This window comes from Paenibacillus sp. OK076, from assembly GCF_900110055.1.
GTDB lineage: Bacteria > Bacillota > Bacilli > Paenibacillales > Paenibacillaceae > Paenibacillus.
In genome coordinates, this window is sequence record NZ_FOCH01000003.1 from 256,851 (window position 1) to 280,588 (window position 23,738).

Sequence of the window (23,738 nt, forward strand, 5' to 3'; positions counted from 1 at the left end):
TAATTTGTCTAATGTTATGGGGGCAGTTCACGTAAACCTTTTGTTTTATTAAATGATATCCTGTTTTCTTGTTGAGTCCGGCTCCTCCAAAGTAAAGATATTTGTGCAAGAAAGATAATGATATGAGTTCAAAAAGGGTTTGGTTGGAAAGTTCCATCATTAAAAAGAATGGTAGTTCTAAAGTGGAGAAACGATAACTTCATCAGTTTCTCCTGAGGACTCAATTTCCACACTTACATCAACGTCGACCATTTCGAATTCAAAGTTATGCCTGTCTAATTCACGAATAGTTTCAGTATAGACATCTTTTGTTTTCGTAGGGTCTGTTATAGTGACAGTAAGAACAAAATCCATGGACATATGCCTATCATCCTGCTCTAATTGTTGATAAATAAAGTCTCTGTATTGCCCCTCTAAGAATAAGAACCACTTCCTATCCTTCGTTAGATGCTTTCTTTGAACAGAATCCTTAGCCTCATCAAGGTGCGCAGAGAATTTTTTGACTGGATAATACTTATCACCATACTCTATAAGAGTTCGTTCCTTTAGGAAATCATTGTTTTTTGTAATCTTCCTCGTGCCATAGACATTTTTTTGGAGAATGTTTTTAGAATCACTTCTGCCTATTGGATTTAATATTGTGTTTACATTAGTATCTCGATCTATGAGCTTATCATATGTACCCATTCTCAAGACAATATCGGATTGGCAATACTCTGGTCCCATTTCCTTACTTAAGTAATTCTTATAAACAAGAGTGACTTTAATTTCACCTGTAAAATATTTACCTTTTGTTAAGTTTCTTGGATAAGGGAAGTCCATAATATCTATCCTAGTTTTTTTTCTAAGATTCCCGGTAAGAAGCAAGGTTGCAGAGTGTGGTGAGTCTTGAATAACAATCTCCCTAGAATTTTTTGGTTTCCCGAAGCCCATCCTTTTCAATCTTTCCAGACCTTCTATGTTAGCACCATCCAAATAATTAGCTGAGTGAATAACTAGTGTTTTAAGTAATAAAGGATTGAATGTTTCTGGATTCATATCTAAGGCAAGATATAGTTCGGCAAGAAGCTTTGCAATCTTGGGCGTGGAAAAACTTGTACCCGGTTCTATCTTTTCGGATCCATCAGCTAGGATAGAGCGCTCACCTTTATTTTTGTAATCTATGATTGAAGTTGGGGCTGCCGACAAACTGAAAACATCACCACCATAATGAACCACATCAGGTTTGATGATTGCTGCAGGGCCTCGACCTACTCTCGAATATGGTGCGGGATGATTTTCTTTACTGAATCCAAAATTATCGGCATATCTTGAAATTGATCCGACTGTTAAAGATCGAACAGAATCAGCTCCTATGCTAATTCGTTTTGGCTCATCTCCTATGATATAAGAATCTCCGTCATTACCAGCAGATTTACAGATTAAGACATTATACTCATCCTGAATTCGGTCTAGCTCAATAGCGTAATCTGAGAATTTGTTATCCTCTGAAAGCTCACCTTTCAAGCTTACAGACAAATTCCAAATTTTAACCTCAGGGTTACTGGTGATTGCATCCTCAATGTTTTTAATTAACTGAGGTTCGCTTGTGTATCCCCTCCGTACGACAGGACAATCAACTACTATACATCCATCAACAGAATAGTCGTTAACACCATTCAAGTTGTTGCCGTGCACTAGAAGATGAGCAATAAAAGTGCCATGGTTCGTATTTAATTCTGAATCCATATAATTACATCCGTTACCTCTCCGTACAAACCCCTCTAGTTGGGGCAAAATTGTAACTCCAGAATCCAGTAAACCTACCATAGGATAAATCTTACTGGGCTCAAATTCAATATAATTAATTTCATTTTCATCAAGCGTATTATTGTCTAGAAAGGGACTTTCAACAGATGGCATAGGCTCAATATTCTTTACTGGTAATTCCTTGATAAAGGTTAGCTTATCTAAAGTGACACCAGTTACTTCAAGTACACTATGATTTTTGCTGTACTCTTGCCTTTCGAAACTTATATCTTCATTTTTAAGCTGTTCTTCCACATAACTTAAAACATCTTTATTCAGCTTATCATTATGAAAGTCAATAAGGTTAATCTTATAAACGTCTTCTTTTTCATCTACTATAATATTAGGCTCAAACAGTTTGATTTCAGTTATAGCAGAGATAGAATTCTGATTTTTTTCAAGTTGTTTGAGATTTTTAGCGGCCTTTTTTACAGATTCTTCTTGATCTAACTTAAGAATAAGCTTGTTCTCACTAATCATTCCTAATTGTGTGAAGGAGTTGTCGACGTTAAACATAGAAATTAATTTGTTTTGATGTGATTTAGCTTTAGCATCGTCTAAAATATCTACAGTTAGAATATATGGGAAATCTTTAATAGATGGTCTAGATGCCCTCTCAATGAAATTTAATTGTCCTATTAAAGCTTCGCTGTGTTTTTTTAGATCATCACCCTTTAAAGTCCAAGAATAGATGGTATCCTTTCCTCCGCCTTCAGTACGAAGATTATCTTGATCCCGTTGATTGAATTTAATAAATCGGTATTTATCATCACTCATATCAATGCTCCTTTGGAATATAGTTTCTTACCTTTCTAATTGAAAAACCAGTACTACTTACAATATCTTTTTGAGTCATACCATTCTCGTATAGAAATTTTATGAATTTTTCTTCATTTTGAAGTGAAGGGTTTTCCCTAATATATATTTCGTAAAGAACATCGTAATAAGTTAATTCGAGTTTATCATTTAATACACATTTCTTTATTGCGGTGTTAATGATTGATTTTATTTCTGCTGGGGAGATATTTATAAGTAAATCAGATAACTTAATCAATTTTTTTTCATCTTTTGATATATCGTTTTTCATAGTTGATAGAAATTCTTCTAGTAGCAGTAAACGAATCTTTTGGTCAGGGTAATCAAGCATTAAAATTTTATCAAATCTTCTCCAAATGGCACTGTCTAATAATTGATGGTGGTTGGTGGCAGCTATAAGTATACTATTACCACTGAAGTCATCAATATTCTGAATTAATGAATTAACTACCCTCTTTAACTCACCCGTTTCGTGCTTATCATCTCTCATTTTTGCTATTACATCGAATTCATCCAAGAAAAGAACACAAGGTTTTCGTGAGGCAAAATCGAAAACTTTTCTGATGTTTTTGGCGGTGCTCCCCAACATTGAAGAGATTAAACTGTCTAATCTGACGATAACTAAAGGTAAATCTAACTGTAGACTTATATATTTTGCTACAGATGTTTTTCCTGTTCCAGGAGGACCGTAGAGTAATAAGTTATTATTGATTTCGATTCCCTTAGCTATGAGTAGGTCCTTTTTATAATATGAAAGAATGAAATCTTTAATTTCTTCTTCAATACTGTTACTAAAAATTAAGGAGTCTGCAGTCTCCACAGGTAAAAACACATCAACTGTTTCCAATTTACTGTCATTATCAAATGGTTTTGAGATAAGCGAATCTAGACTAGCAACATTTGTATTATTGGCATCAATTATTTTATTGATTCTCTTAGCAATCTTATCATCACCTGATTCAACTAATTTTTGGGCTAAGAGTTTTGAGAAATTGATTACTTTTTGTTGGTCTTTAGACATTCCGCCTTCAATTATTTTTAATAGTTCTACAAACATTTGTTCAACAACTCCTTTCTCTAAAATATATACTTTAATGTACTCAAAAACAATCATAACGTTATGTATCAAGGAATTTTGTATATTTTACAGATTAAAACGTAAATTAAACAAAAAAATGTGTTCAAATATCCTTGATTCTAATTTTATGACGGATTTCAATATAAAGAAAGATATCTACTAGAAATTAAATAAAAAAAGGCTCATATTCTGATTCGTGTAGAATGAAAGTTACCACCAACATTCTCACAATAAGATTCCGTCCATACTACTCACATCTTACAAATCGAACTCAGCAAGCCAGAAATCCTCCTCACCTAAAATTCAGCCAAACTCAATAACGTATCCGACGAGATCATGTCATTAAAGACATGAACTAAGTAAGGATTGATTCCTAATTAGTGGAGGTTACACCAATGAGAAAAAGACGATGGATTGTGAGCATTGTTATCCTGGTAAGCATATTATTACTAAACGAATTAGTAATGAATTCTAAAGGGAAAGTAGGAATTCTCAACACAACGAAACGAGTCATTGCAGGAGCCCCCCATGTCATTGTTCAAGGACAAACGTTATCTTACCAGGGAAAGATTAATTTTAACGACATCCAAAGTGTCGAGGGATATTCGACAAGCGATGAAGGGACGGCCTTATATAAAGCGATAGGGACCCCCGTCCCGCCACCCTGGATTTATGTAAGAAAAGAAGACACTACCTTTTTCCGATATAAGCTTCCACAGCTTCCTTGGAAACTATGACGATACCTCTGACTAACCATCCAACCCGTTAAACTGCCGAAGCATGGTGGTGAAGCTCTCCAGCTCCTTATCATCCCATCTCGATATGCGTTCATAAAAAGTTGACTCCTTCTCCTTGAGCGCACCCACCGTCGATTGTTGACCAAGCTCCGTCAAAGACAACAAAATGCCGCGCCGATCTTCGGGGTCCGGCTCCTTGCTTACATACCCTGCCTTCTCAAGTTGTTTAATCAGACGGCTTACCGAACTGCGGTCCATAGCCGTCGCTTCTGCCAAAGCTGCTGCGCTTGTAGGACCGTAAGAGTACAACCACCGCACCAGATGAAAAGCGGCAGGCTGCATAGTCGCATCAAAACGCTCGGCAGATCGGACATTAAGCGCATGCGAGGCACTAATTAGTGCATGGATCTGCTCACCAAGTGCCAGTTCCAGAGTTTCTCTATCTTTGGTTTTAACCGGGTTTTCACTCATTATTGTTGTTCCCCTCTCCTCGATACATCAAAACAGGATTTTGAATATATAGTTGACAAATATCAATTAAATTATATAGTTGATTTATGTCCATTATATAATTCGACCCTATTCGTGTCAAAAGGAGACCTCATTATGAAAACAACACAACCCATTATTGTAATTACCGGAGCAACAAGTGGACTAGGGCAGCTTGCCGCCATTGAACTTGCCAAACGCGGTGCACATCTTGTGCTCACAGCCAGAAGCGAAGAACGCGCCGAGACGACCAGAAACAAAATCAGGGAGATCGCACCATCCACCAAGATCCGTGTTTTCTTCGGAGACCTATCCTTACTGAGCGATGTCAAACGTATGGGGCTTGAAATTGCAGCTGCTTATCCGCGTATCGATGTTCTTTTGAATAACGCGGGACTTCATGCTTTTGAACAGAGAGTCACTTCCGAAGGGTTTGCCGAGATGATGACCGTAAACTATTTGGCACCTTGGCTGCTAACACACACATTGCATTCTTCCCTGATTCGGGCAGGCCACGCCCGAGTCGTCAATGTTGCCTCTGAAGCCTCGCGGAATCACGGCAAACTGGTGCTGCCCGATGATTTGACGGATACCGATCCCTTTACTGCACGCGGCTCCTCTGCCATCTATGGCAAAACTAAACTGCTCAATATTATGTTTACTGGCGAACTTGCCCGTAAATGGGAAGGAACAGGAATCCGAGTGAATGCTTTGAATCCAGGTTTTAATGTTACGGGTCTTGGTCGGGAGTTGTGGTTTGCGAGTGTGCTTGAGCGCATTTTAACCTTTTTACACATCGGCGACCCACGGCGGGGTGCGGACATTATGACCCGGTTGGCTGTGGAGCCGAATTTCGGAGAAGTTACGGGAGGGTATTTCAATGTTGGAAGCGGGGCTTCCATTACTCCTGTGTATCCGGGTGGGGATGCTGGAATGGAAAACAAGCTGTGGAAGGTTACGACACAATTACTGGAGCAACGCAGTCTGTTGAAATAATCGAAAATAGAAAAAGCCTTTCAGATCATATCTGAAAGACTTCCACCTCTTGCCGATCCACCCTCAACCAAACCGACCACTGATATAATCCTGCGTACGCGAATCGACGGGCTCGGCAAACATATCTTGGGTCGCAGAGTATTCCACGACCTCTCCATTCAGGAAAAACACCGTCTGCTGGGAGACCCGAGCGGCTTGCTGCATATTGTGTGTGACCATCACAATGGTATAACGTTCCTTCAACTCATGAGCCAACTCTTCGATCTTGAAGGTGGAGACGGGATCAAGCGATGCCGTAGCCTCATCCATCAGCAGAATGTCCGGCTCCACTGCCAGTGCCCGTGCGATGCAGAGGCGCTGCTGTTGTCCTCCGGATAGACTTAACGCGGAACGCTTCAGGTTATCCTTTACTTCATCCCACAGGACAGCAGAACGCAGGCTCTGTTCCACGACTTCATCCAGCTTCTTTTTGCCATGAATGCCATGTTGTCGTGGGCCGAAGGCCACATTATCGTAGATGGATTTCGGAAAGGGATTTGGCTGCTGAAAAACCATACCGATCTTCTTGCGAATGGTCTCCACATGCACTTCGCCGCTGTAGATATCCGTCCCCCATACGGCCACTTTACCATCGATGCGTGTTCCGGGTATCCGGTCATTCATGCGGTTGAGGGTCCGCAGCAGCGTCGATTTCCCACAGCCGGACGGTCCGATAAAAGCAGTAATGGCCCGCTCCGGAATTTCAATGGAAACATCCTTAAGCGCCTGAAACTGACCGTAATATAAATTCAATTGGTTGATCTCAATGATTGGCTGCACAATAGTTCCTCCCGGTGTTGAAATTGATCTTGTTACTGGATCAGTCTGACACATCAGACTTGATTTTTGCGTGCATTCAGCCACAGTGGCACACGGAACAGAACATTAATGAGCAAGGCCACAAAGATCAGTACAGCCGTTGTCTTTTGCGCAATCTCCTCGGCATCTGGAACAATCGCTTCGGATTGGATGTACCACAGATGTACCGCAAGGGTTCCTCCCGGCGATAGCAAATTGAAGTCCCACATTTCCCCGGAAGTAGACACCCCTGCGGTCAGAATAATGACGGCACTCTCACCAAATGCCCGACCTGCTGTGAGGCAAATACCTGTCATGATTCCGTTTATAGCTACCGGCAGCAATACATTACGGATCGTCTGCAAATGGGTAGAGCCAAGGGCAAAGGACGCATTACGAAGTTCAACGGGAACCGCCCGTACTGATTCCTCGGTTACCCTAGTCAGCACAGGCAGATTCAGAAAGGCAAGGCTGACGGCGGCTCCCAGAATGGTAAGACCAATTTCGAAGAACTCCACAAACAAGGCAATACCAAACAATCCAAAGATGAGGGATGGAACAGATGACAGTCCCTCCACGCAAATTCGTACGATCTCCATAAGTTTGTTGTTTGGAGCAAATTCCGCCAGATAAATCCCGGCCGCCATGCCAATGGGAATGGAGATCAGGAGGGATAGGATTAGCACATAGAACGAGTTGAACAGCGCCGGCCCAATCCCTCCTCCTTCTTCAATCTCGCTTGGAACACCATATAGAAAGTCCCAGCTCAGCAAGGGCAGCCCTTTTTCCAGAAGAAGAAATAACAGTCCAACAATGAATAAAATGACGACAATCCCTACACCCCATACCATGCCCGTAAAAATCCGGTCCATCAGCGTGGATGCACCTCTGCGTTTGCCGAACGAATAGGCGGGGACAGCGTTCGCCTGCTTCTTCATACTCATGAGTAGCGTCCCCCTTTCTTCTGAAGCATTCTTACAGCTACAATCATCAAGATGGAAATGGCAAGCAGGATAAAGCCCATCATGTATAGCCCGTGATTCCAGGTGGAATCGAATTCGACACTTGAGATTTGCATAACGATATTACTTGTCAGCACCGCTGTTGGCGTAAACAGACTGTTAGCGAGCTGCGCCGTATTGCCGATGACCATCACCACCGCCATCGTTTCTCCAATGGCACGAGTCATCCCGAGAATGACGGCGTACATGATTCCGCCTCTTGCAGCAGGCAAGACCACACGAGTTATGGTTTGGAATCGGTTTGTACCCAGCGCATAAGCTGCATCCCGGTATTTGTTCGGCACAGCAGATATGGCATCATCACTGATCCGGCTAATGGTAGGCAGCACCATAATCGTCAGAACGATGGACGCTGCGAGCAAACCGTCCGCCAGATCATGTCCACTGATATCCCTAAGCCAGGGGATGAGAATCGTCAGTCCCAAGAAACCGTATACCACAGAAGGAATCCCCACCAATAGATCCAATACGGGTCGCAAAATATGGCGAAGCCATTTTGGCGTCATTTCGGCCAGAAACACGGCAATAATGACGGAGATTGGAATGGCAAACAGCATCGTGAGCCCCGTCAGTACCAGCGTTCCCAGAATAAAGGTCAGCGCACCGTAATGCTCATTTTCCGGGTCCCAGTTGGTAGAGAAAAAGAATTCGCTGAGCGAAACATCCGCAAAGGTCAGAACGCCCGTACGAAGCATAAGGACCAGAATGCATAACAGAACGAGACAAACGAACAATGTACTGCCAATACAGACCATGCGAAACAGTTTATTGGACCATCTTAAACGCGCCTTACGGTCAAACCGGGGTCCCGATCCGGGAGCCTTGCCGATGCTTGAACCAAGCTCACTCGGAGCAGGGCTGTTCGAAGATGGATTCAAATCGATCATGAAGGGCTCTTCCTTTCACATAGAGAAGCCAGCTTGGCGACCGTGCGCAGAAGCTGGCTATCCCTTTCCTTATGAAATGCGAGAATGATAAACGTTCGCAGCTTTCGTTATTTAACGGCAGCAAGCGGAATGAATTTCAGTTTTTTCAGGGAACCGTTCTGGAACTTGCTGCTTTGGATATACTCGATGAACGCTTTGGTTGCTCCCGTAGGCTGACCTTTGGTCATGTAATATCCAATGCCCCATACTTTGTATGTTTTGTTCAGGACGTTTTTCTCTGTTGGTGCCACGCCATTGATGGATACAGCCTTCATTTTGCTAGTCACGTACGGAAGGTCAATATAACCAATTGCATTTGGTGTTGTTTCAATGGTTGTTTTCATATCACCGCTGGAGCCAACCTCTTTGTAGTTGTCCCCTTTGCTCATGAAATCCTTGCCATCCAGAGCTTTTTGTTGGAAGTTAACCCGTGTACCGGAACCAAATTTACGGTTAACCACAACGATGTTGGCATCCGATCCGCCGACTTCCTTCCAGTTGGTCACTTTGCCGGAGAAGATGTCCTGCAGTTGTTTTGTTGTCAGATTGCTTACACCCACATTGGTATTAACGACAGCCGTGAACACTGTTACAGCTACCGGATTGGCTACCAAGCCATCAAATTTTTTGAAGCCAGGTACATCTTTGGATGCATCCCAGTCTACAGCGCCAATGTCCGCGATCCCTTTACGAACGGATTGAGGACCTGTGATGGAACCTGCTGCAGAAGCCGAGATTTTAACTTTTGGATTATCTTTTTTGAATTCGCTGGCAGCTTGAAGTGTCAGCGGAAGCAATGCCGAGGAACCGTTAATGACAATTTTACCTTTCTCTGTGCTCTTGGCAGCTGATGCTGTCGTTGCGCCACCAAGTCCACCAATCAGAGATACAGCCATAAGCATTGCTGTGAAGGGTTTGATCCATTTTTTCATGTTAATTAAACTCCTCTCGAATTAAAAAGCTTGTGATCATATTTGATATCAAATATTACTTTGTAACGGCTCTCCAGCTTCCGCCAGCTTGTACCAGAACACGGCCGTTCTCAACCACAGAGATTTGTGATCCGGCAACCGCGATGGATGATACATCGGAAGATACCGTGTACAGCTTGGTTTGTTTTCCGGTTACCGGGTCGATTGAAAGGATCACGCTGTTGCTGTCATCCTGAGCCGCCAGTACATACAATATGCCACCCGACAGAATAGCTTGTTCTACATCGTACTCGGTGTACACCGGCGTAGACTTTTGGGATGAATCCACAGACAGCAATGATGCTTTACCGTCTTCGGAAGGTACACTCACGTAGTAGGCTTTTTGTCCATCAGCAGACCATACAAATACCTTGTCGTCGGTTGAAGTTGTGAGCTTCACAGCCTCTGGTTTTGAATCTGCTGTGTTATACGAAAATATCTGCTGTTGATTGGATGAGAAATCAATGGAGACATTGTCTTCATCCACATTCGTTGTATCCGAAGTTACGGTACCAAGGGTGGTTACGGTATAGATGAATTTCTTGCCGTCAGCAGAGACATTCAGGTTTTCCTTATAGTCCACCTTGTCTTCGACCACTTTCGTAATCGCGCCATCTGCCAGATTCAGCTTGGCAATCACGGACCCTTTATCCCCTTGCAGGAAGTAGATTGCACTCCCGTCAGCAGACCATACCAATTCAGGCTTGATGCTGTTGTCGCTCGTGATCAGTTTGGAAGCCTTGGTCTTCAGATCAATAACATAAACGGCTCCTTCGGCATTCGTGTAAGCCGCTTGATCACCACTTGGCGAAATAACGAGATCCGATCCACCGTCTGTCGTTAACAACAACTCATATTTGCCGCTTGTTGTATTCACGAGATAATCGTTTCTGCCATTGTTGTCACTCTTGGAGACAATCAGCTTATCCGCTCCGGCAAAACGAGGATTCTCGACTTCATCGATCAAGGATACCGTACTGATCTCAAGCAGTCCGTTTCGCTTGACAATCGTACCGCCAACGCCCGACACCAGTGGACGAAGAGCGATGTAACTTGTACCACCGATGATGGTGACCGGTTGATTCAAATTCACTTTGACGTCATCTACAACGATTTGTTTGCTATTGTTTTGGAGCGTCACGCTGTGATCATTCAGCTTGATCACCGTCGTTCCGCTATGTACTTCGGCTTGTGCACCGATGGCTTTGATCACATCACGAAGGGAAACGAGTGTCTCGCCATTTTTAACGATGGAACGAACGACGACGCTGTTACCGTTTATTGTAAGCGTGGAATTTTGCACCTGAGCGGCATTAGCCGCAGGTTTCACTGCAGGAGCAGCCGATACTGCACTAACTACAGAAGTACCTAACACTGTTGCTACCATGGACACCACTAACACTTTTCTCATTGACATTGGCTCTTGTCACCCTTCTCTATTCCATTTAATTTGCCTTGTTATGTCATGCCCTGCTGTCTGGTATTCTGCATGTATCGTCTTTATGAGAGCTTGTCCGGCTCATCCCCCCAAACTTCCACGTTCATAGTAAAAATGACCTATCACGATTGTAATTATAGGAGAGATTTGTAAACGGGAAATCCTGGAATTGTTAACGAATTGTCAATGTTTTCATAACACACAAAAAAGAGTCGATGGAATATGACCCACGACTCGTTTTTTGTCTTATTTTCCTAGATAAAAAGTTTCATCAACGCATTAAAAATCGGATTCACAATATAACCTGTTGGATGGATCGAATACCTCTTACCCGAGTTTAGGCGATTGATCTTCTCCATTTCCTCAGCCGACAGCTCAAAATCAAAGATTTCACTATTCTCTCTGATCCGCTTTGCATTGGATGATTTGGGAATCAGGATGACGCCCCGTTCCAGATGCCAACGCAAAATCACTTGAGCCACCGTCTTATGGTGATGATCAGCGATTTCCTTCAATATCGGATGCTGCAATAACACTTTATTCCCCTGTCCCAATGGACCCCACGCCTCATGCAAAATCTGATGTTGGTCCATATAGGCACGTAGTTCGTTCTGCGGAAATTCCGGGTGCGTCTCGATCTGGTTGATCATCGGCAAGATCTTCGCATGCTTCCTTAATTCTTCCAGATGCTGAATCTCGAAGTTCGCGACCCCAATGACCTTGATTTTGCCTTCCTCGTATAATTCCTCCATCGCTTTCCACGTTTCGATATACTTTGGCGAAGCAAAATGGATTAAATACATATCGAGATAATCGACACCCAACTTGTTTATCGTTTTCTGGAAAGCTTTCTTGGTTGCTTCATAGCCATGATCTGTATTCCAGACTTTCGACGTGATGAAGAATTGCTCGCGGGGGGTCTGACTATGCCGGATTTCTGCTCCCAGCGCTTTCTCATTCCCATAAATTCGGGCAGTATCAAAATGTCGGTACCCGACCTGAATGGCCTCGCGAGTCGCTATTGTAAATTCTGCTTCTTTCGTTATTTTGTAAACGCCAAATCCCAATTGGGGAATGGGAACCCCGTTTCTGGCTTCAATCACTTTTGTATGCAAATTCATTTTGACTGCTCCTCTCAAAATAAACGAAATATACTAAATATATATTATATCTAGTTAAATCCAAAAAAAGAGGTTAACCCTTTCTTTCTTCATGAAACAGATCGGTTAACCGTATGTCTTTTAAATAATTCTGCATGGCGATCTCCGCGCCTTCAAGATGATGAATGACCTTTTGTTTCACGTCATCCACTTCCTGTCCCTGGAATGTTACATCGGTATGAATTTTAAACAAGTCTTTGCCGGGTTCAACCGCCAGGAATACATCCAGCATCGTGATCTCCGATAAAGGCTGAGCAAGCAAGATGCCGCCCTTTGCCCCTTCTTTGGCCATCGTCAGTTTGGCGTTATTCAGGTTGCGAATGACTTTACCGTCGTAGGAACCGGAATATTTAATTGCTCCGAAATCAATTTGGTGAAAAAATTGAGAAATATGAATAAAATATGGAAACATTTTGCTTATTCGAACCGTCTATATAGTGAAAGTTAAATTAAAATATCTTACCAAAAGAGGAAAATCATTGAGAAATTTAAAAAGGACAAAAAAATTAATCCTCACATCAATGACAGTTGCTTTATCTTTAATGGCAGCAACGGCAAGCGCTGATACTGGAACCGCGCACATTAAAATAGGTTCTATATCAGGTGGGGCAAGTAGTATTACCTATTGGGTTGATTCATCTGTTGCATCATACGGTCAAAATGGTGGTGTAGATAACGCGATAAGTAAGTGGGATGCAGCATCATCCGGAATTTCTTTTAGTTCCGCAAGTTCCTCAACTGCAAAATTAAAAGTTTATGCAGGAGAATACTCGCTTCCTGCTAATGTTTACGGCGAAACCTCTTACTGGTATTTTAACGGACAGCAAATTGGTGCTGGAGCTATAACAAATGGGCAAAACTATGAGGTAGCTCGCGTTGTAATAGATGCCGGTTGGACAAGTGGCTGGGAGCAGTCGGAACGATACATGAATGCTGGACATGAAATCGGTCATGTACTCGGCTTAAATCATTTTGAGAATGCACCGGCACACTCTGGCGACCATTGGATGAAATCAGGTAAATATAAACTGACTTCACCTACTGCTACTGATTTGGCTCATGTAAGAACAAAATGGGGGTGGTAAGCATGAAGAAAATTATAGTATTGACAACCGTTGCTTCATTAGCAATTGGGCTAGGGGTATTTTCATATTCTAATAGCTCTACTGTAGAGAACAAAAACGATAGTGCTGCAATAAGTAAAAATATTGATTCAATTGCTAAGAAATCTGCTCCATCTGTAGTGCGTACAGATAAAATCGAAGCCAACCATGCAATTTTCACAAACGCAGATGATGCAGAATCTCAATCAGACGCTGTGGTTAGAGTCATTGCAACTGGTGAAAGCAAAAATGTCATTGAAAATTTCGAGTGGGGGCCTTCAGGCAGAACAGAAACTAAGGTGAAAGTAACCCAAGTATATAAGGATTCTGCAAAACAGGAGATCGGTTCAGAGCTTGTAACATTTGAACCTTCCTATGTGATCGAAGATAAAGAGGGTAGCATTAGAATGAATTATGAAGATTACACACTAATGCAAGAAGGTAATGAATATATTTTATTTCTAGTGTGGAATCCAAAACTTGGCGGATATTGGGTTAATTCTCTGGAACAAGGTAAGTTTGAGGTATCTGGAACTGATATAGAGGAAAAAACAATGCAAGCTACTAATGATCAATATAATGAGTTGAAGAAAAGTGTTTTAGAAAAATATACACAATGACTATAACGGGTTAACCAAAAGTAGTGCCTAGATTTCAGGCACTACTTTTTTTGATAGATGCACCGATTAGAAGCCTGAGTAATCCGGATTTCCCTGAACATACATAAAAAGGACGGGGACACATTGCCCTATCTATTATGAGATGAGGTATAGTAACAAATTACAAAATGGTATTTATCATTGCTGTTATATGGACGTATGGGCTTTATTGAAATTTACTTAGTTCACTCTACCCTCGACTTCATCGCTGCATATTTACTGGGAGTGATACCTACAGCAGCCTTGAAAGATCGACTGAACAGATGAATACTCGAAAAGCCAACCTCCTCGGCAATCCGGGTTAAATTATGTGTTCCTTCAATAATTCTTTTCTGGGCCTGCTCTATTCGGATATGTGTCACATATTTGTGAAGGGTAATGCCCAGCTTGCTTTTGAACAAATGTGATAAATGGTTCGTCGATACACCGACATATCTACTGATGGCAACATTATTTAATTGAGGATCGGCGTAGCATTCATGAATATAACGAATCGACTTTTCAATGAATGCCCATCCCTTGGTCATGTTCCCCTCTTGGTCCTGATCAGCGGATTGATTTTTGAAAAACAGATGCAGCAACTCCAAACATATGGATTTCGTGATTAAAGAAGATCCTCCCCGCTTTTCCTGAAACTCCTTATGCATGAGCGCAAATCTCTTTTTCCATTCGATTCGATCGGCTAACTGCAAATGAGATATTGGGCGTATGGAAGCCAGCATCATTTCCCTATCCGCCAGATCGGGACTTTCACGATGAGCTGCACTCGTATTCTTCAATAAACTACGCTCTTCCTCATAGTACAGATCAAAATGAAAAATATACTGAATCAATGGCTGCTTGGAGGTGGACCGAATGATATGAGACATGAATGGATGCATCAGCACAATGTCGCCTTCCTTGACCAGGTATTTCACTCCACTCAAGAAGAACTCCGCTTCCCCTTGTTCAATGTATGTATATACATGATCGTGGTCTATCCATTCCCCTGCCAAAGAAAATGATTCCGTCATTCTTGCCGCTCTTACAAATGGCGAAATGCTATTCATCCATGACTCATACACAGGTATTCCTCCCAACTGCCTTCTCGCTGATCCGGTTATATTGTCGCAAACACTTTATCGAAGCCTGCTTTGGACTTGGCAAACAATTCACTTGAATCAAGGGTTGGTGTTGGTGCCAGCACCTCTTGAGATACAACGCCAGTATATCCAATCGCTTTTAAATTCTTCAAGAAACCTTGCAGATCGATTACTCCCTCTCCAGGATATAAACGCTCATGATCCAGCAATTCTTCAATGGGCAGATCATAAGCATCATTGATATGAACATGGACAATCTGTTCCTTCTTAAGATCCAACACCTCTTCGATCTTTAATCCATTCGTATGCCAATGATAGGAATCCACCAATAAACCTACATTGGGAGCATGAATTGTTTCGATCCAGTCAAGCGTATCCTCCACACTCCAAATAAATGGATTCTTCCATTGAGTGCGCAGATGATGGCAACCCACAAACTCCAGGCCCAGTCGAATTCCATAGGCGTCCAGAATATCTGCACACAATCTCAATCGTTTGGTAGCTGCCGCCATAAATGATGCTGCTGGCTGATCTGTGGAAGGTAAAATATAGGTACAACAGCTGTAACAGTTCAATGCAGCAGAGGCTTCTGCCATTTGAACCAGCGATTGAAGTCCTTCACGAAACTGTTCATCTGTGGTTCTCCAGTCTACGGTCAGATCGGATGAACCGATGATCACCTGATTGCTTTTGAGCAGATGTTTGGCCTGTTCCTTGCCAACCTCTTCAATCAATGAGAGCGGATTCAAATCTACAGATTGAAATCCGTATTTTGCAGCATTCGTAATATATTGTTCATTGGACTCGATGTTCCCTAAGCCTGCTCTTGTTAACCCTCTAATCATCCCAATCTCCTCCTAGGACCAGTCAAACAGTACACCGTTATACTGGTCTTTATTCATTCTCAGGCCCTCGTATGCTTCTTGCGCTTGATCCGGCTTCATCACATGACTGATCAATGGTTCGATATGCAGCTTGTTCTTTAACATCAGTTCAAATACAATGTTCGAATTTCTCACCAGGGAATGCTTAACGAATTCGTTCGGCTCAACCGGGAAGCGCCATTCATGTGCCCCCTTAAACGTAATGCAGCCTCGTCCATAAAGGTGGCAGTAATTCAATATATCGGTGACATCCGTGTTATATTCGCCTCGTGGACTGCCCAGGAAAATAATCTCTCCCAGCTTCCCGATCCACTCCAGACTCTGAACACCTACACTGGGTACACCCGTCGCCTCAATATGAGTGGATACCCCTGCTCCATTCGTTAGGGCATGTATCTTTTCTTTTATTTTATCTTCTCCGCCATGAAGCGTATAGTCAACCCCACATGTCTGGGCAGTTCGGATTCGTTCCGGTGACAGGTCCACGCCAATCACAGTTGCACCTTGAAGGCGTGCCAATTGAGCAGCCAAATTCCCTACCAATCCAAGCCCCGTCACGCCAACAACATCCCCAAGTTCAATATTGGATACACGAACGGAGGTGAATGCCACGGTTGCCATACGGGTGAAGGGAACCCACTTCAAATCCAAGTGCTCAGGTACCTTGATGAAAACATGATCTGTGGATACCACTTGATATTCAGCATGTTGACCATAATGGAACACAGCGTCCCCGGGCTGAACATGGTGTACACCCTGTCCCACCTCGATTACTTCACTTACACTTGCATACCCCGGACATACGGGAAGCTTGGCCCACTCCTCTTTTCCCGATAACATGGCCAGCTCCGTCCCTGGACTGATGAGGGAATAGATCAATTTAACCAATACTTCCTTCTCCCCTAGAGCTGGCAAAATAAAATCCTCTTCTACCGTTTCCACTTGCAGCGGACGAGCAAACATGATCTTTCTATTCTTCATCACCTTCACTCCTTTCTTATCTTTTCAACTACAATATAAGACTTTTCATTACCATTGTCTTTGATTGCAAAACCGATTTTTTATCTAAAACAACGATTTTAAAACCTTTGTAAGCGAATCCAGCATAAACGTAAAAAGACTCACAAGATCCAATGATCTGTGAGCCTCATATTCAATCCTATTCAGTCGTAGTCTGATACAATGCGGTCCCCCCATTAGAAGACGGGATATTTCAGGGATATCCAGCCGTCATTGAAACCGGATTGGCCACATGATTCCTTTTTTGCTAATTTCACAGCTACACTTGTCACTTCTCAACCGCCAACTACGGCTGCAACCCATGAACCTCAAACTCATAGATTCGGGCTGCCGTATCGCCGCCCTGCGTCGGTTTCAGCACATTCACCTTCACATAACGAGCCTTGACCAGCGCAATTGCATCCGAGGTTTCGGCTGCGGTATTCCCCTGTACATGAACTACATCAGACCAATTCACGCCATCAGCGCTGACCTGGATCGAATAGTCGCTCGTATTAAAACCAGACCACTCCCCACCACTCTCCGCATGTTTGATGACAAAACCACTGATCTGATGTTCTTCGCCAAGATCCACTTGCAGCCAATGCTGCTGGTTCCCCAGTGCGCACCACTTGCTGTTGCCCGTCACCTTGCCGTCAATGGCCTTTCCCGCATCTTCAGCAGGTCCGCAGGCATGGTCGGCAGTGGCCGTTTTGCCAAGTGCGACATTTTTGATTCCCGAAGCGCCCTTGCTGACGGTGATCAAAGCTTGCTTCGTTACCGTATCCTGCCCCGAACTGTTGGTAGCTGTAAGCGTCACATTGTACGTGCCTTCCTTGTCATACGTTACCACTGGATTTTGCTCCGTGCTGACAGCCGGACTGCCATTCTCAAAAGTCCAAGACCAGCCTTCCGTCACCTCGGAAGAGAGATCAGTGAAATGCACCTGCTGACCCGGTGTGATCAGGGTTACATCGGCCTTGAATCCTGCTTCCGGCTTAGGATACGCCGGCCATTGGATGGTCACGCTGGCAGCCTGGCCGCGCTCATATTTTGCATTCACTGCCACGACTTTCAGTACAGTTGCCTGTTCCGCGTTGATTCTCTTCATCTCAGGCACATAGAAGACGTTATTGGTGGTCGCACCCACCCAAGTCTCTTTGCCGTCGGGCAGAACACGGTAAATCTCATATTGTTGAACTTCCTTGTCGTTGTCCAACGCGTTCCATTTCAACCTTGCATCACCGTATATACCGCCGCGGAAATCGGATTGGATGACATTCAATGCTTGAACTGCTTCAAGTGGCTTCACTGGATTAGCATTCTTCTGAATGGATATCTGACCAATATGGATGTCATAATCCGATATGATTTCCTTGCTGTCAAAATACAAAGACAATGCCACAATCCGCTTTCCTTTATAAGGCGTCAGATTCAAGATGTCCGTCGTCCAACCCGATGCCTTTTTGTCTTTTACATCCAAAAAGACGAACTGATCAGGACGGTCTGCAAAAGCCAGACCAACCTTCATGCTCGGCTTGTTCTGCGTTTTGTACGTGATCGACAGCTTGGTAGCTGGCTCAATCTTCAGATCGGTTTGATACAGCTTCAGATGGGTAGCATTTGCCGAACTTAGCGTACCCGATACCTTAAGGGAACTGCCCCCATAGTAGGCATCCGACCAATCGAGGGACGGCGTAAGTGCGTTACCCTTACTTTCTGTCAGCCAGCGCCATGTCGGAAGCACATCCTGTAAACTGCGGTTATTCCAACCACTATCCCGTACCTGCTGGCCATGAACATAGAATTTCTTACCACTGCCCGTGTTGAAGTTGGTCGTGAATGGCAGTTGGTCCACCGGCGATGATTCAACCACATTGTTCGCAATCCCTTTCCAGGCCTGGCTTGTCGCCGTATTGGCCGGGTTGCCGTTCTGCCCTACCCAGAATTTATTTTCACGGGCAAAGAAATCGGTCATGCTGTCCGCGCTGTTGTACGACCAATCCGGCCGATAAATGCCAAGGGAAGTCACAGCCGGTTTTCCCTCAGGAAACAGCAAATTCCATTTCAGACTGGTATCGTATCCTTTCGCTTCCACATCGATACCTGCGAACAGTTCAAATGGTGATCTGCCCAGGCTTTTGGCTTTGGCAGCAGAACTGCCAAGATCATTCCACCAGAAATTCAGGAACATGCTGTCTGATACCTTGTTCCCGTTATCCTGAAGGAACATTGCATTCCGGTCCGTCAGCGCATTTTGCCATGAAATATTGCCTTCCTTCGTCATGGAATCATACCAGATGATCTCCATACCCGCAGGCTTATGATCCTGAAGATAACGGAGGAATGTCTTCATTAACTGTGCGTCAGTGGCTGTTCCACCTTCAGTCTCCTGATTGATAAACCAGCCGTCAAAACCGTAGTACTCCGCTACCTCAATTAATTTATCCGCGGCCGGGAAGGAACCATCGCTGTTCTGCTGAAGCATTTGCTTCACCCACTCATATTTGCCACCGTATACGGATGGCGGGAAGAACACTGTGCCCATGATTGGCACTCCGTTCCGGTGTGCCGCATCAATCGTGTCGGCGCTTGGTGGCACAATAATACCTTCTCCCGCCGAGCCACCCCAATATACGAGCTTGTCGACATACTGCCAGTAAGAGAACGTATTTGCAGAGAATGTATCCGAGCCCTGTGACGGAACGCCACTGGTTCCCTGATTCAACGCAGACAAGGCCATCACTTTAGGATCTTTTGTTGCGTTCGGGTTAACTGCCTCTCCTGTGAATCGGCTCTGGAGCGGAATGGTGCTCCGGTTAAATGCCGCATCCGGGTCGGAAGCTGGATTCCAGTGAAGCAATTGTTCAGGCAGCCAATAGGATGAATAAGGTTGCTTCGCCAAGGCCGCTGAGGAAAGAACAGCGCATACCAATATTACAAATAGGAGACTCGCACCAAGTTTTTTCATACCGTACCCTCCAATCCAGTTTTGGCAAACTAATCAGGGTGAAAAAAGAAACGTCCGTCAAACCAGGACAGACGTTTCCATGTCTACTTTATAATTCAGGTTATTTTTGATTTGCAGCTTTCCATTCGTCGTACTGCTTTTGTGCTTCTGCAATCACTTTATCCAGACCTGCCGCTTTCAACTTCTCGATCGCTTTCGGCAGATGCTCATCCGGGTCAACAGCTCCCGTCATGATGGATGGGTAGAATTCTTTCACGATGGCGGAGATGGAAGCCACTTCCGTCTTCACCGGATCAGGATTGAAGTTGAAGCCAAAGCTTGGAGCAACTTTCGCGGAATTATTGAATTCCTTGAACGCTTCCCACTTATCAGCTGGATCTTCCTTGTGCATGTAAGTCAGGAACAAGTTACCCAGGGCAAAACCAGGCATCTGGAATCCGTCCTTCATCGCTGGCAGATCCTCAATGACATTATCTGAAATCTTATTGTAATGTGTTCCTTCAATGCCGTAGTTGATCAGGTTACGCAGATATGGATCGGTATTCAGCAAGTTCAGGAACATCATGGCCCGTTCCGGGTTCTTGGAGTTCGCCGAGATTGCATGCATAGCGCCTGTTGCCGAGCCAGTGAAAATAACCGGATCCTGCATCGGTGTAGTCACGATATCATAGCCCGCACTTCTGGACCATCCCAGTTCGGCGTACGGCTGCGTCTGTTCACGGTCAACAAACCATTTGCCTGTTTTGATGTTGTCGATGCCTTCCAACGTTGCTACATCCTTGCGCAGATAACCAGCCTGATAGTATTTACGGATGGTTTTTAACGAGCTTTTCAGCTCTTCGGATTCCAGCACATTAACGTATTTACCGGTGTCACCATTCATGTTGATACCCACCGGGAATTCGTCACCGAGCAGGAAGTCGAACGCCAGATAAGGCTTAAAGCCCTTCGGAACAGCCAGCGGAGTAATGTCGGCTGGTTCATTGTCCTTAATTTGCTTCAGGTAAGGCTCCAGATCCTCTAATGTGCGAATCTTGGTGATGTCCATGTTGTATTTATCAACGTACTGCTTGTTGAAGCGCCATACCCATTGCGAAGCCAACTCTTTGTTCACTGGCACAGCATAGTTTTGGCCATCGATCTGCGATCCTGTGAGGAATCGTGGATCAAGCTGCTCTTTAATGCCCTGACCATACTTATCCAACAAATCATTGATTGGCAGGAATGCTCCTCTGGTGGCATTTGGCAGATAGTCATAAGCCCAGGAAGAGGTGAAAGCGATATCATAATTTTCGCCCGAAGCGGTAATGACTGGCATACGTTTGGAATAATCACCCCAGTCAATCATCGTGATGTCGACAGTTGTATTTATTTTCTCCATTAAGTATTTGTTCATTTCTTCCTGCACCATTGGCAGATCGCGCTGTGGACCACCAATCAGATATACCTTGAGCTTCACTGTGTCCTTATCGCCGGATTCTCCCCCGGATGCCGCATTCCCGCTTGTATCATTGGTATTACTGCCACCGCAACCTGCTAGAACAGTAGAAAAAGCAAGCAGTAAAGTAACCATGAGCAGAGCGATTTTTCTTGTCTTCATGTGTATCCCCCTTATCAATGTTATTGTTACTGCCCTTTGAGGGCAGGCACAACCAGACTTATTCTTTGACCGAACCAATGGTCAGGCCTTGTATAAAATACTTTTGGAAAAACGGATACGCCAGCGCAACCGGCAGTGTAGCCAAGACAACCATCGCCATGCGGACGGTCTCCGTTGGCAGTGTCGAGGCAATGTCGTAGGACACGACCCGGCTGCTGTTTTGCACAACAAAATCCATATTGTTCTGTATTCGAATTAGCAATGTCTGGAGTGGAATCAAATTCGCATTGTCGATGTAGAGTAGCGCATTGAACCAGTCATTCCAGAATCCTAACGTACTGAACAATCCAATAGTCGCGATGCCCGGCAACGAAATCGGCAGTACGATGCGCGTATAGATACCGAATTCAGTAGCTCCGTCGATTTTGGCCGACTCAATAACCGCATCCGGCACGGTAGTCGTGAAAAATGTACGCATAACGATAATGTAAAAAGCGTTCATGATTGACGGCAGGATCAGCGCCCAGATCGAATCCCGCAAGTGCAGCACCTGCGTAACCACGATGTAACTGGGAACGAGACCGCCGGAAAATAGCATGGTGAAGAAGGCCAAAAAGCTGAAAAACCGACGCTGCGCAAAATTTTTGCGCGAGATGGCATACGCATACGTGGTGACCAAATACAGTGTTAGCGCGGTTCCGACAACCGTCACCGTTAAGGTAACCCCAAACGATTGGGCCATCTGCTGCCCGGACTCCATAAGGAATCGGTAGGCATCCAGCGTCCAGACTTCAGGGAATAACTTAAAGCCATTGATCGCCAGCGTCCTCTCATCGGTAAATGAGATGATCACGATGAACAGAAACGGAAAGATACAAGATAAGGCAAACAGACCGATAGCTATATTAAAAATCACATTGGATAATGGCGAAATGGCATTCAGATCTCTCGATTTCTTTCTGGTCCTCTTCGCATGGGCAGATGCCCGCTTTACCGGTTCGCTTAAATTACTCATGGACAGCACCCCCTTGCCGCAAGCCTAGAATACGGCATAATCCTTTTCAATTTTACGCACAGCATAGTTTGCCAGTAGGACAAGAATCAAACCGACAACCGATTGATACAATCCTGTAGCTGTACTCATTCCTGTATCACCCATAATGGTCAAGCCGCGGTATACAAACGTGTCGATGACATTGGTGACCGGATACAGCGCACCAGAGTCCCGCGGAACCTGATAGAACAGTCCAAAGTCGGAACGGAAGATCCCGCCGATCGCCAGAATGGTGAGGATGATCATTAGCGGTCTGAGCAGTGGCAGCGTTATGTACCGGATCTGTTTCCACTTCGTAGCACCGTCGATCATCGCTGCCTCATAATAAGAACGATCGATACCTGCGATTGCCGCCAGATATACTACACTGCCATAACCTGCACCTTTCCACAGGCCGAGCAGAATGAGAAAATACGGCCAATACCCTGTCTCACTGTACCAACTAACCGGATCTCCACCAAAATAGGTAATGATCTGGTTGAACACACCCTTTTCCACACTCAGAAACGAGAAGACGAAATAACTGATAATAACCCAAGACAGGAAATAAGGCATAAACATCGCGGTCTGGTAAATCTTCGCCAGCCGTTTGTTCAACAGTTCGTTCATGATGATCGCAAGCGTCACCGCGAGTACCAGCCCGAGAAAGATCAGACCCAGGTTATACAGAATGGTATTACGTGTGATGATATAGGCGTCACTGGTGGAGAACAGAAACTCAAAGTTCTTGAACCCGACCCATTCGCTTTTTAGAACGCTTTCAAGAAATCCGCCCGGATGAATCCGGAAGTCCTTAAAAGCAATAATCGTTCCGAACATTGGCAAATAGGCAAAAATGATAAACCAAGCTGCTCCCGGCAGTACCAGCAGAAGAAACGCCTTGTTCTTCATCAGACTTTTGAAGATGCCCTGCACGGCTGTCCCTCCTTATAATCTCGTTCATTATTGCTTTAGCTGCATCCAGCATTAATCCCCTATAATCAACACTGGATCTAAGCTCTTTTGTTGCTTTGGATTTCCTCGTTCACTCCTACTTCCATTATGCAAGCGCTACCAATTTTGAGATAGTTGAAAAACCCAATAAATTGATGGATTAATTAAAGATCGTACATTCATTCCATAACAAAA

The 23,738-nt window shown here is 44.2% G+C and carries 21 protein-coding genes; 4 read left to right on the forward strand and 17 right to left on the reverse strand.

Annotated features, from left to right (window positions below; all coding sequences use genetic code 11):
- Positions 1-177: 177 nt before the first annotated feature.
- Together BMY78_RS23685 and BMY78_RS23690 are read right to left on the reverse strand one after the other, a co-directional pair.
- Positions 178-2,565, reverse strand: coding sequence for a S8 family peptidase (locus tag BMY78_RS23685; RefSeq protein ID WP_090903829.1), 2,388 nt, complete (start codon positions 2,563-2,565; stop codon positions 178-180).
- A 1-nt stretch (position 2,566) separates the two neighbouring features.
- Entirely contained in the window at positions 2,567-3,661 is a 1,095-nt protein-coding gene (locus tag BMY78_RS23690) for an AAA family ATPase (protein ID WP_090903830.1), read from the reverse strand.
- Positions 3,662-4,077: 416 nt separating this feature from the next.
- On the opposite strand from BMY78_RS23690, the gene BMY78_RS23695 reads away from it, so the two are divergent.
- Complete coding sequence (locus BMY78_RS23695) at positions 4,078-4,419, forward strand: hypothetical protein (protein ID WP_090903831.1); 342 nt, start codon at positions 4,078-4,080, stop codon at positions 4,417-4,419.
- A 12-nt stretch (positions 4,420-4,431) separates the two neighbouring features.
- On the opposite strand, the gene BMY78_RS23700 is transcribed toward BMY78_RS23695, so the two are convergent.
- Complete coding sequence (locus tag BMY78_RS23700; protein ID WP_090903832.1) at positions 4,432-4,890, reverse strand: MarR family winged helix-turn-helix transcriptional regulator; 459 nt, start codon at positions 4,888-4,890, stop codon at positions 4,432-4,434.
- A 135-nt stretch (positions 4,891-5,025) separates the two neighbouring features.
- Between BMY78_RS23700 and BMY78_RS23705 the strand changes: the two genes are divergently transcribed.
- Positions 5,026-5,904 carry an SDR family NAD(P)-dependent oxidoreductase gene (locus BMY78_RS23705; RefSeq protein ID WP_090903833.1) on the forward strand — a complete coding sequence of 293 codons (879 nt, stop codon included), beginning with the start codon at positions 5,026-5,028 and terminating at the stop codon, positions 5,902-5,904.
- A 63-nt stretch (positions 5,905-5,967) separates the two neighbouring features.
- Here BMY78_RS23705 and pstB read toward each other — a convergent pair whose 3' ends face one another.
- From pstB to BMY78_RS23740, 7 genes are all read right to left on the reverse strand, one after another.
- Complete coding sequence (pstB, locus tag BMY78_RS23710) at positions 5,968-6,723, reverse strand: phosphate ABC transporter ATP-binding protein PstB (protein WP_177185852.1); 756 nt, start codon at positions 6,721-6,723, stop codon at positions 5,968-5,970.
- A gap of 53 nt (positions 6,724-6,776) precedes the next feature.
- On the reverse strand, positions 6,777-7,685 hold the full coding sequence (gene pstA, locus BMY78_RS23715; protein WP_090903834.1) for a phosphate ABC transporter permease PstA: 909 nt from the start codon (positions 7,683-7,685) through the stop codon (positions 6,777-6,779).
- Entirely contained in the window at positions 7,682-8,650 is a 969-nt protein-coding gene (gene pstC, locus BMY78_RS23720) for a phosphate ABC transporter permease subunit PstC (protein ID WP_090903835.1), read from the reverse strand. The genes pstA and pstC overlap by 4 nt, the downstream gene beginning before the upstream one ends.
- A gap of 107 nt (positions 8,651-8,757) precedes the next feature.
- Positions 8,758-9,621, reverse strand: a complete 864-nt coding sequence (locus tag BMY78_RS23725; RefSeq protein WP_063565318.1) for a phosphate ABC transporter substrate-binding protein — start codon at positions 9,619-9,621, stop codon at positions 8,758-8,760.
- Positions 9,622-9,676: 55 nt separating this feature from the next.
- Positions 9,677-11,071, reverse strand: a complete 1,395-nt coding sequence (locus BMY78_RS23730; RefSeq protein WP_256222350.1) for a stalk domain-containing protein — start codon at positions 11,069-11,071, stop codon at positions 9,677-9,679.
- A gap of 281 nt (positions 11,072-11,352) precedes the next feature.
- A complete protein-coding gene (locus BMY78_RS23735; RefSeq protein WP_090903836.1) occupies positions 11,353-12,219 on the reverse strand; it encodes an aldo/keto reductase in 867 nt (288 codons plus the stop codon).
- A gap of 73 nt (positions 12,220-12,292) precedes the next feature.
- Positions 12,293-12,670: an RrF2 family transcriptional regulator gene (locus BMY78_RS23740; protein ID WP_090903837.1), complete on the reverse strand. Its 378-nt coding sequence runs from the start codon at positions 12,668-12,670 to the stop codon at positions 12,293-12,295.
- Between the two features lie 67 nt (positions 12,671-12,737).
- Here BMY78_RS23740 and BMY78_RS23745 point away from each other — a divergent pair, with 67 nt between their 5' ends.
- The gene (locus tag BMY78_RS23745) at positions 12,738-13,343 is read left to right on the forward strand and encodes a hypothetical protein (protein ID WP_090903838.1); all 606 of its coding nucleotides are present in this window, start codon (positions 12,738-12,740) and stop codon (positions 13,341-13,343) included.
- Between the two features lie 2 nt (positions 13,344-13,345).
- Positions 13,346-13,981, forward strand: a complete 636-nt coding sequence (locus BMY78_RS23750) for a hypothetical protein (protein WP_090903839.1) — start codon at positions 13,346-13,348, stop codon at positions 13,979-13,981.
- Between the two features lie 224 nt (positions 13,982-14,205).
- On the opposite strand, the gene BMY78_RS23755 is transcribed toward BMY78_RS23750, so the two are convergent.
- The 7 genes from BMY78_RS23755 to BMY78_RS23785 form a co-directional block, all read right to left on the reverse strand.
- On the reverse strand, positions 14,206-15,084 hold the full coding sequence (locus tag BMY78_RS23755; protein WP_090903840.1) for an AraC family transcriptional regulator: 879 nt from the start codon (positions 15,082-15,084) through the stop codon (positions 14,206-14,208).
- Positions 15,085-15,119: 35 nt separating this feature from the next.
- Complete coding sequence (locus BMY78_RS23760; RefSeq protein ID WP_090903841.1) at positions 15,120-15,947, reverse strand: sugar phosphate isomerase/epimerase family protein; 828 nt, start codon at positions 15,945-15,947, stop codon at positions 15,120-15,122.
- Between the two features lie 12 nt (positions 15,948-15,959).
- Positions 15,960-16,967 carry a zinc-dependent alcohol dehydrogenase gene (locus BMY78_RS23765; RefSeq protein ID WP_090903842.1) on the reverse strand — a complete coding sequence of 336 codons (1,008 nt, stop codon included), beginning with the start codon at positions 16,965-16,967 and terminating at the stop codon, positions 15,960-15,962.
- 325 nt (positions 16,968-17,292) lie between these two features.
- Positions 17,293-19,956, reverse strand: coding sequence for an endo-beta-N-acetylglucosaminidase (locus BMY78_RS23770; RefSeq protein WP_090903843.1), 2,664 nt, complete (start codon positions 19,954-19,956; stop codon positions 17,293-17,295).
- Positions 19,957-20,056: 100 nt separating this feature from the next.
- A complete protein-coding gene (locus BMY78_RS23775) occupies positions 20,057-21,556 on the reverse strand; it encodes an ABC transporter substrate-binding protein (RefSeq protein ID WP_090903844.1) in 1,500 nt (499 codons plus the stop codon).
- A gap of 58 nt (positions 21,557-21,614) precedes the next feature.
- On the reverse strand, positions 21,615-22,571 hold the full coding sequence (locus BMY78_RS23780) for a carbohydrate ABC transporter permease (RefSeq protein WP_090903845.1): 957 nt from the start codon (positions 22,569-22,571) through the stop codon (positions 21,615-21,617).
- A gap of 24 nt (positions 22,572-22,595) precedes the next feature.
- A complete protein-coding gene (locus BMY78_RS23785) occupies positions 22,596-23,501 on the reverse strand; it encodes an ABC transporter permease (protein ID WP_205524889.1) in 906 nt (301 codons plus the stop codon).
- Positions 23,502-23,738 lie beyond the last annotated feature (237 nt).